Origin of the sequence: Streptomyces sp. NPDC093598 (genome assembly GCF_044764825.1) — a bacterium.
GTDB lineage: Bacteria > Actinomycetota > Actinomycetes > Streptomycetales > Streptomycetaceae > Streptomyces.
Map to the genome: position 1 here is coordinate 378,608 of NZ_JBIWIV010000004.1, position 14,657 is coordinate 393,264.

At 71.9% G+C, this 14,657-nt stretch carries 10 protein-coding genes; 3 read left to right on the forward strand and 7 right to left on the reverse strand.

Annotated features, from left to right (window positions below; all coding sequences use genetic code 11):
• Positions 1–2: 2 nt before the first annotated feature.
• Both ACIRDU_RS16940 and ACIRDU_RS16945 read right to left on the reverse strand, forming a co-directional pair.
• Complete coding sequence (locus ACIRDU_RS16940) at positions 3–2,534, reverse strand: protein kinase (RefSeq protein ID WP_403579878.1); 2,532 nt, start codon at positions 2,532–2,534, stop codon at positions 3–5.
• Positions 2,535–2,688: 154 nt separating this feature from the next.
• On the reverse strand, positions 2,689–4,722 hold the full coding sequence (locus ACIRDU_RS16945; protein WP_403579881.1) for a serine/threonine-protein kinase: 2,034 nt from the start codon (positions 4,720–4,722) through the stop codon (positions 2,689–2,691).
• Between the two features lie 171 nt (positions 4,723–4,893).
• Here ACIRDU_RS16945 and ACIRDU_RS16950 point away from each other — a divergent pair, with 171 nt between their 5' ends.
• The gene (locus ACIRDU_RS16950; protein WP_403579883.1) at positions 4,894–5,937 is read left to right on the forward strand and encodes a serine hydrolase domain-containing protein; all 1,044 of its coding nucleotides are present in this window, start codon (positions 4,894–4,896) and stop codon (positions 5,935–5,937) included.
• 103 nt (positions 5,938–6,040) lie between these two features.
• Here the strand turns inward: ACIRDU_RS16950 and ACIRDU_RS16955 are convergent, their stop codons facing one another.
• The gene (locus tag ACIRDU_RS16955; RefSeq protein ID WP_403579886.1) at positions 6,041–7,747 is read right to left on the reverse strand and encodes a glycerol-3-phosphate dehydrogenase/oxidase; all 1,707 of its coding nucleotides are present in this window, start codon (positions 7,745–7,747) and stop codon (positions 6,041–6,043) included.
• A gap of 271 nt (positions 7,748–8,018) precedes the next feature.
• Between ACIRDU_RS16955 and ACIRDU_RS16960 the strand changes: the two genes are divergently transcribed.
• Positions 8,019–9,227, forward strand: a complete 1,209-nt coding sequence (locus ACIRDU_RS16960) for a nucleotide sugar dehydrogenase (protein WP_403579889.1) — start codon at positions 8,019–8,021, stop codon at positions 9,225–9,227.
• Positions 9,228–9,414: 187 nt separating this feature from the next.
• Here the strand turns inward: ACIRDU_RS16960 and ACIRDU_RS16965 are convergent, their stop codons facing one another.
• From ACIRDU_RS16965 to ACIRDU_RS16980, 4 genes are all read right to left on the reverse strand, one after another.
• Positions 9,415–10,539 (reverse strand): GuaB3 family IMP dehydrogenase-related protein, encoded by a 1,125-nt coding sequence (locus ACIRDU_RS16965; RefSeq protein ID WP_402615225.1) that lies wholly within the window; start codon positions 10,537–10,539, stop codon positions 9,415–9,417.
• 104 nt (positions 10,540–10,643) lie between these two features.
• Positions 10,644–12,149 (reverse strand): IMP dehydrogenase, encoded by a 1,506-nt coding sequence (gene guaB / locus ACIRDU_RS16970; protein ID WP_388247467.1) that lies wholly within the window; start codon positions 12,147–12,149, stop codon positions 10,644–10,646.
• A 153-nt stretch (positions 12,150–12,302) separates the two neighbouring features.
• Positions 12,303–12,890, reverse strand: coding sequence for a sigma-70 family RNA polymerase sigma factor (locus tag ACIRDU_RS16975; RefSeq protein WP_033311556.1), 588 nt, complete (start codon positions 12,888–12,890; stop codon positions 12,303–12,305).
• A gap of 406 nt (positions 12,891–13,296) precedes the next feature.
• Positions 13,297–13,908: a response regulator transcription factor gene (locus tag ACIRDU_RS16980; RefSeq protein ID WP_003948568.1), complete on the reverse strand. Its 612-nt coding sequence runs from the start codon at positions 13,906–13,908 to the stop codon at positions 13,297–13,299.
• Positions 13,909–14,288: 380 nt separating this feature from the next.
• Here ACIRDU_RS16980 and ACIRDU_RS16985 point away from each other — a divergent pair, with 380 nt between their 5' ends.
• Positions 14,289–14,624 carry a WhiB family transcriptional regulator gene (locus tag ACIRDU_RS16985; protein WP_403579894.1) on the forward strand — a complete coding sequence of 112 codons (336 nt, stop codon included), beginning with the start codon at positions 14,289–14,291 and terminating at the stop codon, positions 14,622–14,624.
• The last annotated feature ends 33 nt before the right edge of the window (positions 14,625–14,657 follow it).

A 14,657-nucleotide genomic window follows, 5' to 3' on the forward strand; every position in this document is an offset into this window, starting at 1 on the left:
TCTCAGCCCGTGGCCTTGTACGTCGCCGCCGCCTGCTCGTACAGCCGCGTCACCTCGTCCCGTTCGGACTCCGGGCCGCGCACCTGGACCACGTGGTAGCGCCCGTCGACCAGCATCGCGAGGTTGCGGACGTACAGATCGCCCCCGTCGCCGCCGGTCCAGGTGAACTGCCCCTCGGCCATGGTCCGACCGCCCACCTCGATCCTCTTCAGCCCGGTGGAGGTGGCCCAGCTGGAGTCGCGGTACGGCTGCAACTCGCGTTCCTTCTCCCGCTGGTAGGCCATCGGATCGCTGCCGTACTCCGACGCGCTGTCCCGGCCCGCCACGACGATCAGCTCGAAGTCGCCCTTGGAGTAGACGACCTGGCCACTGCCGTTGCGTGGGGCGCGGTCCCAGCCCTTGGCCACGGCGACCTGGAAGCCCGCCGAGTCCTTGCGCAGGGTGAAGCCGTCGGCGACGTCCGGGCCGGTGGTCTGCGTCTCGGTGGTGCCGGCCGACGACGAGGGGCTCTTCTCCGGCTCGGGCGAGGTCTGCTCGGGCCGGGGCTCGCTGCTGGCGTCCGGCTCGGGTGCCTGGCTGACCTCACCGGCGGCACCCGTGCGATCCGCGCCGTCCGCGCCCTCGGTCCCCGACTTGGGCATGAAGAGCATGGCGTAGGCGATCGCCGCGGCCATCGCGAGCAGGACCAGCACGAGCAGGGTGAGGCCGAGCCTGCGCGGCGAACCGGACTCCTTCCTGGCCCGCTTGTGCCGCCCGTGGTGCGCGGGCAGCCCGGCCTTCCGCCTGCGCACGAGCTCCCCCCGGCGCCGCACGACGGGCAGCCGGCCGGCGTCCACGGGCGGCGCCGGGACGACATGCACCCCGGCCTCCGGCTCGGGGGCCGAACGCACCAGCGAGCGCAGCCAGCCGCGCAGTTCTTCGAAGTCCGGGCGCTCGGTGGGGTCCTGCCGCAGCAGCGACTCCACCACCGGCCGCAGCGGCCCGCACTCCTCGGCGTACGCGGGCGGCTCCGCGCACACCATCTGCACCAGCTCGGCCGTCGCCTCCTCCGGGTAGGGCGCATGCCCCTGAACGGCCCTGAAGAGCAGCGCGCCGAGCGCCCACAGGTCGGTCGCGGGGCCGATCGGCGCGGCCAACTGCCAGTTCTCGTGCACCGGTCCGGCCTGCTCCGGCGCCCAGCGCTCGGTCACGGGCCCGACCACGGCCATCCGCGCCTGCCGCGCCCGCTCGGCGGCCAGCGCCGTCGCCGGACCGCGCCGCGGGGCGGGGGTGTCGGCGACCAGGTCGTCCCACCGCGTGGGCTCGCCGGGGGCAGCGGTGTCCGGGACCGGCGGGAGAGCCGCCTGCTCCCGGCCCTGAGCCGGCCCGCCGCCGGTCGTACCGCGGGGCGTCGCACCATGCCACCCGGTCGTCCGCGGACCGCCGCCCACGCCGTAGGGGTCGGCGATCCGTCCGGGCGGCTGGGCCCCGGGGGCGGTGCCCTGCCCGGGGATGTACGGCGGCTGCGCCGATCCGCTGCTGTACGGCGCGGCCCCGCCGTCCGGGGCGGGCCGGGCTCCGGGCAGCGCCGCCCGCTCGCCCTGCTGTGCCTCTTGCACCCGGGCCGCTGCCCGGGCACCGGCCCGGTAGGCCGCGATCGCCCCGGCACGCGCCGCCCGCGGGTCCCCGCTCTCCTCCACCGGCCTGCGCGCCGGCACCACCGATCCACCGCCCGCGGTGTCACCCCCGGCCGAGGGCAGTCCCCTGGCCTCCCGGGCCTCTATGGCAGCACGCCGCGCGGCCTCGGGATCACCCGCGCCACCGATCCCGCCGGCCGGCCCGGGACCCCCCGGACCACCGACGCCATTGACCGGCGCGGCGCCGCCGCCCTCCTGCCCCGGCCGCTGCCCGGGCTCTGCGAAGGCCGGTTCCGGGACCGGGTCGTACCCGCACAGCGCCTCCTCCGCCGCGCCCACCGCCAGCCCGGTCAGCATCACCCGGCCGTCGTCGCAGACGAGCACCGTCCGCGCGGTGATGTTCCGGTGCACCCAGCCGTGCGCATGCAGCACCCGCAGGGCCATCAACACGTCGGAGGCGACCTCGGCCGCCCGGTACGGCGTCAGCGGCTTCTCGGCGAGCAGCGCCGCCAGCGGACGGGCGGCCACCAGCTCACTGACGATCCAGAGCGAACCGCCCTCGGCGAACACGTCGAAGACCTGGTCGAGTCGCGGATGGTCGGGAATGGCCGCCGCGGACTGCGCCGCCTCGACGGCGCGCCGCACCACGGGATCCGTGGGCCGCCGCACGCCCGGACGCGCACCGGCACGCGCCCCGGGCCGCCGCACGCCACCGTCCCGTGCCGTGAAACCGTCGGGCAGCCCCTCCGCGTCGAGGACCTCCGCCTCGACCACCTCCGGCAACGGCACCTGCCGGACCAGGACTTCCTGTCCGCTGTAGGTGTCGAAGGCGCGGGTCTCGGTGAGTTCGTACTCGTCGGACGGCGGCAGCGGCAGGCGGTAGCGGTCGGCGAGAACCCGGCCCGCATAGTCGTCCACGTTGCCTCCCCCGGCAGCCCGATCGGTCACATCCGTTCGCCCCACGGGCCGTTTCGGCTGCGCACGGTCCGCAAACATTTACGATACGTGCCGCAGGCAACCCGCAATGCGGGGATGCCCAGATCTCACTCCCCAAACCCGGGGCGCCTCATGCTCAGGACTTGGGTTCGAAGGTCTTCGTGAGCGTGCGCCACGTCTCCTTGCGCAACTCGCCGTCCCAGCCTGCCGCCTTGGCCGTGTACATCAGTGCGTACCCCTGCCGGTCGTCGACCACGAAACCCCGGTCGATGGTCCGGTACCTGGTGCCGCCGTCCGTGTAGGTGAACTCCCAGTCGGCGGTGTACCAGTCGCGGTAGTCCACCTTCTCTATACGGATCTTCTTGTACTGCGCGCGCTGCATGTAGCGCTCCTGGTTCTTCCAGTCCGCCACCGGGTCGCCCTTGGGCGTGGACGTCCAGGCGATGAGCAGCTTCTGCCCGTCGGGCCCGGTGAAGCGGTCGCCCGCCGCACCCGTGGACTGGTACTTCCAGCCCTTCGGCAGACCGATCGAGTACCCCTGGTTCCCCTGGTGAGTCGACTCCGCCGCGCTGCCCTTCCCGCCGCCGGCGCCGCCCTCGTCCGACGAACCGCTCGCCCGGCCGCTCGGCGTGCCGTTCGAGGCGGGCGCGGACGGGACGGGGGTCTCCGCACCGTCCGTGCGCGTGCCGTCGCTCTTGTCGCCCTTGGTGTCGGAGCTGCTCGACGCGGTGGCGACGGTCTTCCCGCCGCCCTCGCCGGAGGCCCCCTTCGAGCCCTTGTCGTCACCGCTGAACGCGAGGGCGAGCACGGTGCCGATCACGGCGAGCACCACGACCACCGCGATGATCAACAGGGTGCGCCGCGGCACCACGTCGGTGAGCGGCGCCCGGGGCACGGGCCTCGGCGGCAGGTCCGGCGGCGGCACGACGGGCCATCCCGAACTCCGTCCCACGGAGGCCGTCTTCGCCTCCGGTCCACTCCGCTCACCGGCGACGGCCGCGCCGGAACCCGACTGTGCCACGGACGCACCCGCTGCCCCGGTCCGGTCCGCACCGCTGTCCGACTCGGAGGAGGCCTTGTCCGCCGCCCCGGAAGAAGCCGTACCGGCCCCGGACTTGGCAGAGGCGGCGGCCGAGCCCGCAGCGGCCTTGCGCACGGAACGCAGCGCCCCGCGCAACCGCTCCCCGGCCTCCTCGCCCCGCTTGCTCCCGGCCCCCGCCGAACCGCCCTTGCCCGAGGACCTGTCCGGCTGCGCCGGCAGCGGCACGACCTTCGTCGCGTCCATCGGCTCCGGCTCGGCCTTCTCCGGCGCGCGCAGGACCGAGTTCAGCATCGCCCGGGCACCGGCGTCGTCGAGCCGCTGCGCGGGGTCCTTGGTGAGCAGTCCGTGGATGACGTCCTTCAGCGGACCCGCGTTCTTCGGCTCCTCCAGCGGCTCGGTCATCACGGCCGTGAGAGTCGCTATGGCCGACCCCTTGTCGTACGGCGGCGCGCCCTCCACCGCCGCGTACAGCAGCCCGCCGAGCGACCACAGGTCGGCCGCCGGGCCCGGCTTGTGCCCGCGCGCCCGCTCCGGGGAGATGTAGGAGGGCGCACCGACGAGCATGCCGGTCGAGGTGATGGACGGATCGCCCTCGACCTGGGCGATGCCGAAGTCGGTGAGCACGACCCGGCCGTCCTCGGCGATCAGCACGTTCGACGGCTTCACGTCACGGTGAAGGATGCCCTCGCGGTGGGCGGACCGCAGCACGTCGAGGACGGCGAGCCCCACCTCGGCGGCGCGCTTCGGTTCGAGGAGGCCGTCCTCCCGGATGACCTCGGCGAGCGACTTGCCCTCGACGAGCTCCATCACGATCCAGGGCCGGTCGTCCTCCTGGACTACGTCGAAGACCGTCACGGCGCTGTTGTTGCGGATCCGCGCGATCGCCTTGGCCTCGCGCAGCGTCCGCGTGATCAGCCGCCGCTTCTCCTCCTCGTCGATGTTCGACGGGAACCGCAGCTCCTTGACGGCGACCGTCCGCCCGAGGGTCTCGTCCTCGGCCCGCCACACCGTGCCCATGCCCCCGCGGCCGAGCACCTTGCCCAGTCGGTACCGCCCCGCGAGGAGACGCTCCCGGTTGTCCTGACGAGTGTCCTGACGAGATGTGCCCGCCCGCTCCGCCTCCGACATGCGTCCCCTCATACAACCCGCCCTGACAGAGGCTCCATTGTCTCTCACCCGACAAGTGCCCGGCGCCCAGGGGCCCCCTGGCGGACGCCCGCGGCCCCGCCTGCCGGGAACCCAGGTGCGGCACGTCCCTCGGGGCCTTGCATGATGGGCCCTCACCAGGGAGGAGCCCGCATGCCGCCGATTCGGACATTGCTGACCCTGTCGGTGGCCGCCGTCCTCCTCGGCCTGCCCCCGGCCGACTCCTCGGCTCTCTCGATGCCGCCCAGCGACGCGGTGCTGCCGTTGCTGGTGACACAGGGCAAAGCCCCGGCCGCGGCCCTGCTGGCCCGGGAGGGAACCACCACCCGCTACGCCGCCGCCGGTTCGGGAATAGCCCGGTCGGACCATTTCCGCGCCGGCAGCATCACGAAGACGTTCATCGCGACGGTCGTGCTGCAACTGGCCGCCGAGCACCGGCTGTCGCTGTCCGACACGGTGGAGCAGCACCTGCCGGGCCTGGTGCGGGGAGCCGGCAACGACGGCCGCGCGCTGACCCTGCGCTCCCTGCTCACCCACACCAGCGGCCTGCACGACTTCACCGCGGACACCGACGGAACCGCACCCGTCACACCCCGTCAGGCCCTGAGCCTCGCTCTCACCCACCCTCCGGCCGAACGCGGCCGCTTCTCCTACTCGAACACCAACTACGTCCTGCTCGGCCTGGTCGTCCAGCAGGTCACCGGCCACTCGTACGCCACGGAGGCCGAGCGCCGCATCATCACCCCCCTGCGCCTGACGGGCACCTCCTTCCCCGGATCCCGCTCCTCACTGCCCTCTCCGCACGGCCGCGCCTACACCGCCGACGGAACCGACGTCACCGAACTCGACCCGCGGGTGGCCGGCGCCGCGGGCGAACTGGTGACCACACTCGCCGACCTGGACCGCTTCTACGCGGCCCTGCTCGGCGGCCGGCTGCTGCCCCCGCGCTGGCTGCGCGAGATGCTCGACACCCGTGCCGCACACGGCGCGTACGGCATGGGCCTGCTTCCCGAGAGACTTCCGTGCGGCACCACGGTGTGGGGGCACAACGGGCACATATCCGGCAGCTACGTGCGCACCGCAGCCACCGTCGACGGCCGGCGTGTCCTCACCTTCCGCGTGAACACGGACGCGATCGCAGACCCCGGTCTCGAACCCGCGGTGCTCGCCGCCGAGTTCTGCCCCCGCACCTCGTAGAACGACCCGGTTCCGAACAGAGATCCCACTTCCCGCCACTCGTTCGAGTGATGTCCGGCGGGACCCGGCAGAACCCGGCAGAACCCGGCAGGACCCGGCAGGATCACAACGGCACGATGTCCGGAGCCCCCAGCCGCGCCGCGTCCGCCGTCAGGTCGTCCGGCTGCCGCTGCGACTCCCGCTCGGCCTCCACCCGCTTCTGGTAGTGCTCGACCTCGCGCTCGATCTGGTCCTTGTCCCAGCCGAGGACGGGCGCCATCAGCCCGGCGGCGTCGCGAGCGCTGCGGGCGCCCCGGTCGAAGGTCTCGATCGAGATGCGCGTACGCCGGGTGAGCACGTCGTCCAGGTGCCGCGCCCCCTCGTGCGAGGCGGCGTAGACGATCTCGGCGCGCAGATAGTCGTCGGCCGCGACCAGGGGTTCGCCCAGCGACGGGTCCTCGGCGATGAGCTCGAGAAGCTCCTCGGTCATCGCCCCGTAGCGGTTCAGCAGGTGCTCGACCCGCACCACGTGCAGTCCGGTCCGGGCGGCGATCCGGGCCCGCGCGTTCCACAGCGCCCGGTAGCCCTCGGCGCCCAGCAGCGGCACGTCCTCGGTGACGCACTCGGCGACGCGCATGTCGAGCCCGTGCACCGCCGCGTCCACCGCGTCCTTGGCCATGACCCGGTATGTCGTGTACTTGCCGCCCGCCACGACGACCAGCCCGGGCACCGGATGCGCCACGGTGTGCTCGCGCGACAGCTTGCTGGTGGCGTCCGACTCGCCCGCGAGCAGCGGCCGCAGGCCCGCGTACACGCCTTGGACGTCGTCCCTGGTGAGCGGTACCGCGAGCACCGAGTTCACATGTTCCAGCAGGTAGTCGATGTCCGCGCTGGACGCGGCCGGGTGGGCCTTGTCGAGGTCCCAGTCGGTGTCCGTGGTGCCGACGATCCAGTGCCGGCCCCAGGGGATGACGAACAGCACGGACTTCTCCGTGCGCAGGATCAGCCCGGTCGTGGAGTGGATCCGGTCGCGCGGCACGACCAGGTGGATGCCTTTGGACGCCCGGACGTGGAACTGGCCGCGCTCCCCGACCATCGCCTGGGTGTCGTCCGTCCACACGCCGGTCGCGTTGACGACCTGCTTGGCGCGGATCTCGTACTCGCCGCCCGCCTCGACGTCCTGCACCCGCGCGCCGACGACCCGCTCGCCCTCACGCAGGAAGCCCGTCACCCGCGCGCGGTTGGCGGCCTTCGCGCCGTACGCCGCCGCCGTGCGCACCAGGGTCGCCACGTACCGGGCGTCGTCCATCTGCGCGTCGTAGTACTGCAGCGCGCCGACCAGCGCGTTCTTCTTCAAGCAGGGGGCCACGCGCAGGGCGTGAGAGCGCGTCAGATGGCGGTGCATGGGCAGGCCCCGGCCGTGACCACGGGCCATGGACATGGCGTCGTACATCGCGACGCCCGAACCCGCGTACAGCCGCTCCCAGCCCTTGTGCTGCAACGGGTACAGGAACGGCACGGGCTTCACCAGATGCGGGGCGAGCCGCTCCAGCAGCAGGCCGCGCTCCTTCAGGGCCTCGCGGACGAGCGCGAAGTCGAGCATCTCCAGATAGCGCAGGCCGCCGTGGATGAGCTTGCTGGACCGGCTGGAGGTGCCGGACGCCCAGTCACGCGCCTCGACCAGACCTGTGGACAAACCCCGGGTCACGGCGTCGAGCGCGGTGCCCGCACCGACCACGCCTGCACCCACGACCAGCACATCCAGCTCGCGCTCGGCCATGGCTGCGAGTGACTCGGCGCGCTGCGCCGGTCCGAGTATCGCTGTCCTCACCGCTGCCTCCCGCTCATCGGTCGCGCCGGCCGCACCCGTCGGGTGAGGCCCCGTCCGTATCCCCCTGCCCAAATTCTGACCGGGTTGCCCGACTTCAGCCACCACGGGCCCGCAGCCTGTGGACAACGCTCACGGAACACTCACCGAAACTCGGCCAGGCAATCCCGCATATCGGTCATATTTACTCCTAGTCTGACATTGCGCTCGCCCGTCCTGTCCACAGGGCTTGCGTACCTGTCCCACTTCGGCTATCGGGAAGGACGGCCACGCCATGCCCGCAGATCTCGCCGTCATCGGACTCGGCCCGTACGGCCTGCCCCTGGCCCAGGCCGCCGTCGCCGCCGGCGTCCCCACCATCGGCTACCGGACCGGACCCGAGGCGGGCTCGCTCAGCCCCGCCGAACTGCGCCGGATGCTCTCGGGGGGCTTCCGGCCGACCACCGACCCGGCCGAGCTGGGCCGGGTGCGCACGGCGGTCATCTGCGCGCCGACCCCGCGGGGAGCGGACGGCGGGCTCGACCTGAGCCAGCTGGAGGCAGCCGCCCGCACCCTGGCCGCCCGTCTGCGCCCCCACACCACTGTGATCCTGGAGTCACCTGTGTACCCAGGGGCGACAGAGGAATTCCTGCGTCCGCTCCTCGAAGAGGGCTCCGGCCTGCGCGCGGGCCGCGACTTCCACCTCGCGTACTCCCCCAGCCGCGTCGACCCCGGCAATCGCGACGTCACCCCCGCCACCACCCCCAAGGTCATCGGCGGCCTCACCCCGGCCTGCACCGAGTCGGCCGCCGCGTTCTACGGACGGCTGACCGACAAGGTGGTACGCGCGCGTGGACCCCGCGAGGCGGAGACCGTGCAGCTGCTGGAGACCAACTACCGGCACGTGAACATCGCCCTCGTCAACGAGATGGCCGTCCTCTGCAACGACCTGGGCGTCGACCTCTGGGACGTCGTCCGCTGCGCGGAGACCAAGCCGTTCGGCTTCCAGGCCTTCCGCCCCGGCCCCGGCGTCGGCGGCCACTCCGTCCCCCAGGACATGGCCAACGGCGGCGGCCGCGGCCTGCGCATGGTGGAACTGGCCCAAGAGGTCAACAGCCGCATGCCCGGCTACGTCGTCCAGCGCGCCGCCACGCTCCTCAACGAACACGGCAAGTCGGCCCGCGGCGCCCGCGTGCTCCTCCTCGGCGTCACCTACAAGCCCGACCTCGCCGACCTCCAGGGCACCCCGGCGCAGGAGATCGCCCTGCGCCTGCTGGAACTGGGTGCCTCGGTCAGCTACCACGACCCCCACGTCCCCACCTGGAGCGTCCTCGACCGCCCCATTCCCCGCGCCGACTCCCTCTACGAGGCGGCCGCCGACGCGGACCTGACCATCCTGCTCCAGCAGCACCGCACGTACGACCTCCAAGGCTTGTCGGTGAAGGCACAGCTGCTGCTGGACACGCGGGGGGCGGCGCCTACGGGGGCGGCGCATCGGTTGTGAAGGGGGCGCGGGGTGCGTGAACCCTGGGGACTGCCTCCGGCACTGCACCGTCCGAAGACGGAGTCGGTCCCAGCGGGTGGGCTTGCCGCCCCCCATCGGCAACACGCGCCCGTCAACGTCACTCGGGCATGCAGAAGGGCCCAGCCACTCCCCCGAGTGACCAGGCCCTACTCAGTGTCGGAACGGCCTACCGCCGGTGCTGCGAGTCCGCCACCGTGACCTCGACCCGCTGGAATTCCTTGAGCTCGCTGTAGCCCGTCGTGGACATGGCGCGGCGCAGCGCGCCGAAGAGGTTCATCGAGCCGTCCGGCGTGTGGGACGGGCCCGTGAGGATCTCCTCCAGGGTGCCGACCGTGCCGAGGGCGACCTTCTTGCCGCGCGGCAGCTCCTCGTTCACGGCCTCCATGCCCCAGTGGTGCCCCTTGCCCGGCCCGTCGGTGGCACGGGCCAGCGGGGAGCCCATCATGACCGCGTCCGCGCCGCAGGCGATCGCCTTGGGCAGGTCGCCGGACCAGCCGACACCACCGTCCGCGATCACGTGCACGTACCGGCCGCCCGACTCGTCCATGTAGTCACGGCGCGCCGCGGCCACGTCGGCGACCGCCGTCGCCATGGGGACCTGGATGCCCAGAACGTTGCGCGTGGTGTGCGCGGCGCCGCCGCCGAAACCGACCAGCACACCGGCCGCGCCGGTGCGCATCAGGTGCAGGGCCGCCGTGTACGTGGCGCAGCCGCCGACGATCACGGGGACGTCCAGCTCGTAGATGAACTGCTTCAGGTTCAGCGGCTCGTGCGCACCGGAGACGTGCTCCGCGGAGACCGTCGTGCCGCGGATGACGAAGATGTCCACGCCCGCGTCCACGACGGCCTTGGAGAACTGGGCGGTGCGCTGCGGGGAGAGCGCGGCGGCGGTGACGACGCCGGAGTCGCGCACCTCCTTGATCCGCTGCCCGATCAGCTCCTCCTTGATGGGAGCCGCGTAGATCTCCTGCAGACGGCGGGTCGCGGTCTCCGAGTCCAGCTCGGCGATCTCGTCGAGCAGCGGCTGCGGGTCCTCGTAGCGGGTCCACAGGCCCTCGAGGTTCAGCACGCCGAGGCCGCCGAGCTCACCGATGCGGATCGCGGTGGCCGGGGAGACGACCGAGTCCATGGGGGCGGCCAGGAAGGGCAGCTCGAAGCGGTAGGCGTCGATCTGCCAGGCGATCGAGACCTCCTTCGGGTCCCGCGTACGGCGGCTGGGGACGACGGCGATGTCGTCGAAGGCGTACGCCCGGCGGCCGCGCTTGCCGCGCCCGATCTCGATCTCAGTCACGTCTGTGGCCTTTCCCTGATGCGTTGCAGCGTCTTCCAGTATCGCCGACGGGCACGGCGAGGGCGGCCCCGGATGCTCCGGAGCCGCCCTGGAAGGCCGGGCCGCTACTTGTTGCGGCTGTAGTTCGGCGCCTCGACCGTCATCTGGATGTCGTGCGGGTGGCTCTCCTTGAGGCCGGCCGACGTGATGCGGACGAAACGGCCCTTGGTCTCCATCTCCTCGATGGAGGCGGCGCCCACGTAACCCATCGTCTGGCGCAGACCGCCGACGAGCTGATGCAGGACGTTGGCCAGCGGACCGCGGTAGGGCACCTGGCCCTCGATGCCCTCGGGCACGAGCTTGTCGTCGGAGCCGACCTCGGCCTGGAAGTAGCGGTCCTTGGAGTACGACTTGCCCTGGCCGCGGGACTGCATCGCACCGAGCGAGCCCATGCCGCGGTACGACTTGAACTGCTTGCCGTTGATGAACTGCAGCTCGCCCGGGGACTCCTCACAACCGGCGAGGAGGCTGCCCAGCATCACGGTGTCGGCGCCGGCGGCCAGGGCCTTGCCGATGTCGCCGGAGTACTGCAGGCCGCCGTCGCCGATCAGCGGGATGCCCGCCGGACGGGCCGCGAGGGACGCCTCGTAGATGGCGGTGACCTGCGGAACGCCGATACCGGCGACCACGCGGGTGGTGCAGATGGAGCCGGGGCCCACGCCCACCTTGATGCCGTCGACACCGGCGTCGATCAGCGCCTGGGCGCCGTCACGGGTGGCGACGTTGCCGCCGATCACGTCGACGCCGACGCTCGACTTGATCTTCGCCATCCAGCTGAGCGCGTTGCTGTTGTGGCCGTGCGAGGTGTCGACGACCAGGAAGTCCACACCGGCCCCGGCGAGCGCCTGCGCGCGCTCCAGGGCCTCGGGGCTGGCGCCCACGGCCGCGCCGACGAGCAGCCGGCCCTCGGCGTCCTTCGCCGCGTTCGGGTACTGCTCGGCCTTGACGAAGTCCTTGACCGTGATGAGGCCCTTGAGGACACCCGCGTCGTCGACCAGCGGGAGCTTCTCGATCTTGTGGCGGCGCAGCAGTTCCATGGCGTCGGCGCCGGAGATGCCGACCTTGCCGGTGACCAGCGGCATCGGCGTCATGACCTCGCGCACCTGGCGCGTGCGGTCGGTCTCGAAGGCCATGTCGCGGTTGGTGACGATGCCGAGCAGCTTCTTGTTGCCGTCGGTGACCGGGACGCCGCTGATGCGGAACTTGGCGCACAGGGCGTCGGCCTCGGCCAGCGTCGCGTCGGGGTGCACCGTGATCGGGTCGGTGACCATGCCGGACTCGGACCGCTTGACGAGGTCGACCTGGTTGACCTGGTCCTCGATGGAGAGGTTGCGGTGCAGGACGCCGACGCCCCCCTGGCGGGCCATCGCGATGGCCATACGGGACTCGGTCACCTTGTCCATCGCCGCGGAGAGCAGCGGGATGTTCACCCGGACGTTGCGGGAGATGCGGGACGAGGTGTCGACCGCGTTGGGGAGCACCTCGGATGCACCCGGCAGCAGCAGCACGTCGTCGTAGGTCAGCCCGAGTGTCGCGAATTTACCGGGCACTCCGTCGACGTTGGCAGTCATGACACCTTCCCCAAATGGCCTTGATCGGTGCGGATGTCCATGCTAACGGGAAGCGCGGCTGTCTCATTCCACGGTTCCGTCCGGCTCCGGGCTCCGTATGTTCGTACGAAAGCGGCGCACCGCCTGTTCAACAGAGGGGTTGTTGAAGCAGGGCTACTGCTCGGCCAGCGCCCGCAGCCGGCTCAGCGCCCTGTGCTGGGCCACCCGGACCGCACCGGGTGACATTCCCAACATCTGGCCGGTCTCCTCGGCCGTCAGTCCCACCGCGATCCGCAGCAGCAACAGCTCCCGCTGGTTCTCGGGGAGGTTGGCCAGGAGTTTCTTGGCCCATTCCGCGTCGCTGCTGAGCAGGGCGCGCTCCTCCGGACCGAGGGAGTCGTCCGGGCGCTCGGGCATCTCGTCGGAGGGGACGGCCGTCGAGCCGGGGTGGCGCATCGCCGCGCGCTGGAGGTCGGCGACCTTGTGCGCGGCGATGGCGAAGACGAACGCCTCGAAGGGGCGCCCGGTGTCCCGGTAGCGGGGCAGTGCGAGGAGCACCGCCACGCAGACCTCCTGGGCGAGGTCCTCCACGAAGTGCCGGGCGTCGCCCGGGAGGCGGGACAGTCGGGTGCGGCAGTAGCGCAGCGCCAAGGGGTGGACATGGGCGAGCAGGTCGTGCGTGGCCTGCTCGTCCCCGTCGACGGCGCGGTGGACGAGCGCACCGATCGCGCCCTGGGCATGGGCCGCCTCGTCGTCGCGCATCGGTCCATGGTGCCTTGCGGCCACCGGGTCCGTGGCACCGCGCCCGTTGTTGTGCACCGAAGCGTTATGAGCAGGTGCGCCGGCACTCATCCCCTGCGCCCTCCCCTTCCGCTCGACCGACTCGTCCCCGAGGAACTCCACACCCTCAAGGATGCGGCATCCGCGGCGAAACGAGCAGCGGGCACCCGGCGGACCCCCGGTCCACCCCCGCTCACCTGGCGTTCCGCGCCCTCACCACGACCGCTGCCGCCTGCCGTTCGGACCATCCCGGGGTCATGCGTTCCCGCGTGCGCCCTCCCGAGCTCTCGGCCGCGCCCGGGCAGGGACGGGGGCATCCGCGTGCCCCCGCTCATCGGCGCTGACACGATGTCGGCAGATTCCTGCGACCCGATCCGGACGACAGGTCCTAGCGCACCAGACCCCACCGGAAGCCGAGCGCCACGGCGTGGGCCCGGTCCGAGGCGCCGAGCTTCTTGAACAGGCGCCGGGCGTGGGTCTTGACGGTGTCCTCGGAGAGGAACAGCTCGCGGCCGATCTCCGCGTTCGAGCGGCCGTGGCTCATGCCTTCGAGGACCTGGATCTCACGCGCCGTGAGCGTGGGCGCGGCGCCCATCTCGGCCGAGCGCAGCCGGCGCGGGGCGAGCCGCCAGGTCGGGTCGGCCAGGGCCTGGGTCACCGTCGCGCGCAGTTCCGCGCGGGACGCGTCCTTGTGCAGATAGCCGCGGGCACCGGCGGCGACCGCGAGGGCCACGCCGTCCAGGTCCTCGGCGACGGTGAGCATGATGATGCGCGCACCGGGGTCGGCGGACAGCAGCCGCCGGACCGTCTCGACGCCGCCCAGTCCGGGCATGCGCACGTCCATCAGAATCAGGTCCGAGCGGTCGGCCCCCCAGCGGCGGAGGACTTCCTCGCCGTTGGCCGCCGTCGTCACGCGCTCTACGCCGGGCACGGTCGCGACCGCACGACGGAGCGCCTCTCGGGCAAGCGGGGAGTCGTCGCAGACGAGGACGGAAGTCATGACCGCCCTCCGCAGCTGATGCACGTCACCTTGAGCCTCCAGGCTGGTACGAAATCGTCACCTGTGCGGTCGACCGTCTCGGACGCCTGCCCGAGCGCTTGTTCCTTCAACCGCCTCGCACTCTCAACGACGGTCACTCGAAAGAGTTACGGGGGCGGCTGCCATCTTCGGCACTCTACGTGAGGGGGCGGACACGGTGCAGACATGCACAACGGACCCTCGAACTTTCATCACAACCTATGCCCCATTCAGACCCATTTCTTCCGCTTTGCCAGTGTCTGGAGCTAGATTCGCAATGAGTCATATTTTCATCTCCTTAGATCGTAGTTGTACGGTCGTAGACACCGGATCCGCCCAGAACGGCTACAAGGGGTCACGTAATGGCAGATTTCTCCCGCCTTCCCGGACCGAACGCGGACCTGTGGGACTGGCAGCTGCTGGCTGCCTGTCGCGGGGTGGACAGCTCGCTCTTCTTCCATCCGGAGGGCGAGCGCGGTGCGGCGCGGAGTGCTCGTGAGAACTCGGCCAAAGAGGTCTGCATGAGGTGCCCGGTACGTGCCGAGTGCGCCGCCCACGCCTTGGCGGTGCGTGAGCCGTACGGCGTGTGGGGCGGGCTGACCGAGGACGAGCGCGAAGAGCTGATGGGGCGGGCGCGCAACCGGCTGGTGTCGGCATCGGCATCGGCACCGGGCGGGCACTCCGCCCCCAACAGCTGAAGGAACGTTTCTGCGAACAGGCACGCGCACGCG

Excerpts from the sequence above, each read along its gene's own strand:
- ACIRDU_RS16945 (WP_403579881.1), bottom strand. The coding sequence starts at position 4,722 with ATGTCGGAGGCGGAGCGGGCGGGCACATCTCGTCAGGACACTCGTCAG.
- ACIRDU_RS16950 (WP_403579883.1), top strand. The coding sequence starts at position 4,894 with ATGCCGCCGATTCGGACATTGCTGACCCTGTCGGTGGCCGCCGTCCTC.
- ACIRDU_RS16960 (WP_403579889.1), top strand. The coding sequence starts at position 8,019 with ATGCCCGCAGATCTCGCCGTCATCGGACTCGGCCCGTACGGCCTGCCC.
- guaB (WP_388247467.1), bottom strand. The coding sequence starts at position 12,149 with ATGACTGCCAACGTCGACGGAGTGCCCGGTAAATTCGCGACACTCGGG.
- ACIRDU_RS16975 (WP_033311556.1), bottom strand. The coding sequence starts at position 12,890 with ATGCGCGACGACGAGGCGGCCCATGCCCAGGGCGCGATCGGTGCGCTC.
- ACIRDU_RS16980 (WP_003948568.1), bottom strand. The coding sequence starts at position 13,908 with ATGACTTCCGTCCTCGTCTGCGACGACTCCCCGCTTGCCCGAGAGGCG.
- ACIRDU_RS16985 (WP_403579894.1), top strand. The coding sequence starts at position 14,289 with ATGGCAGATTTCTCCCGCCTTCCCGGACCGAACGCGGACCTGTGGGAC.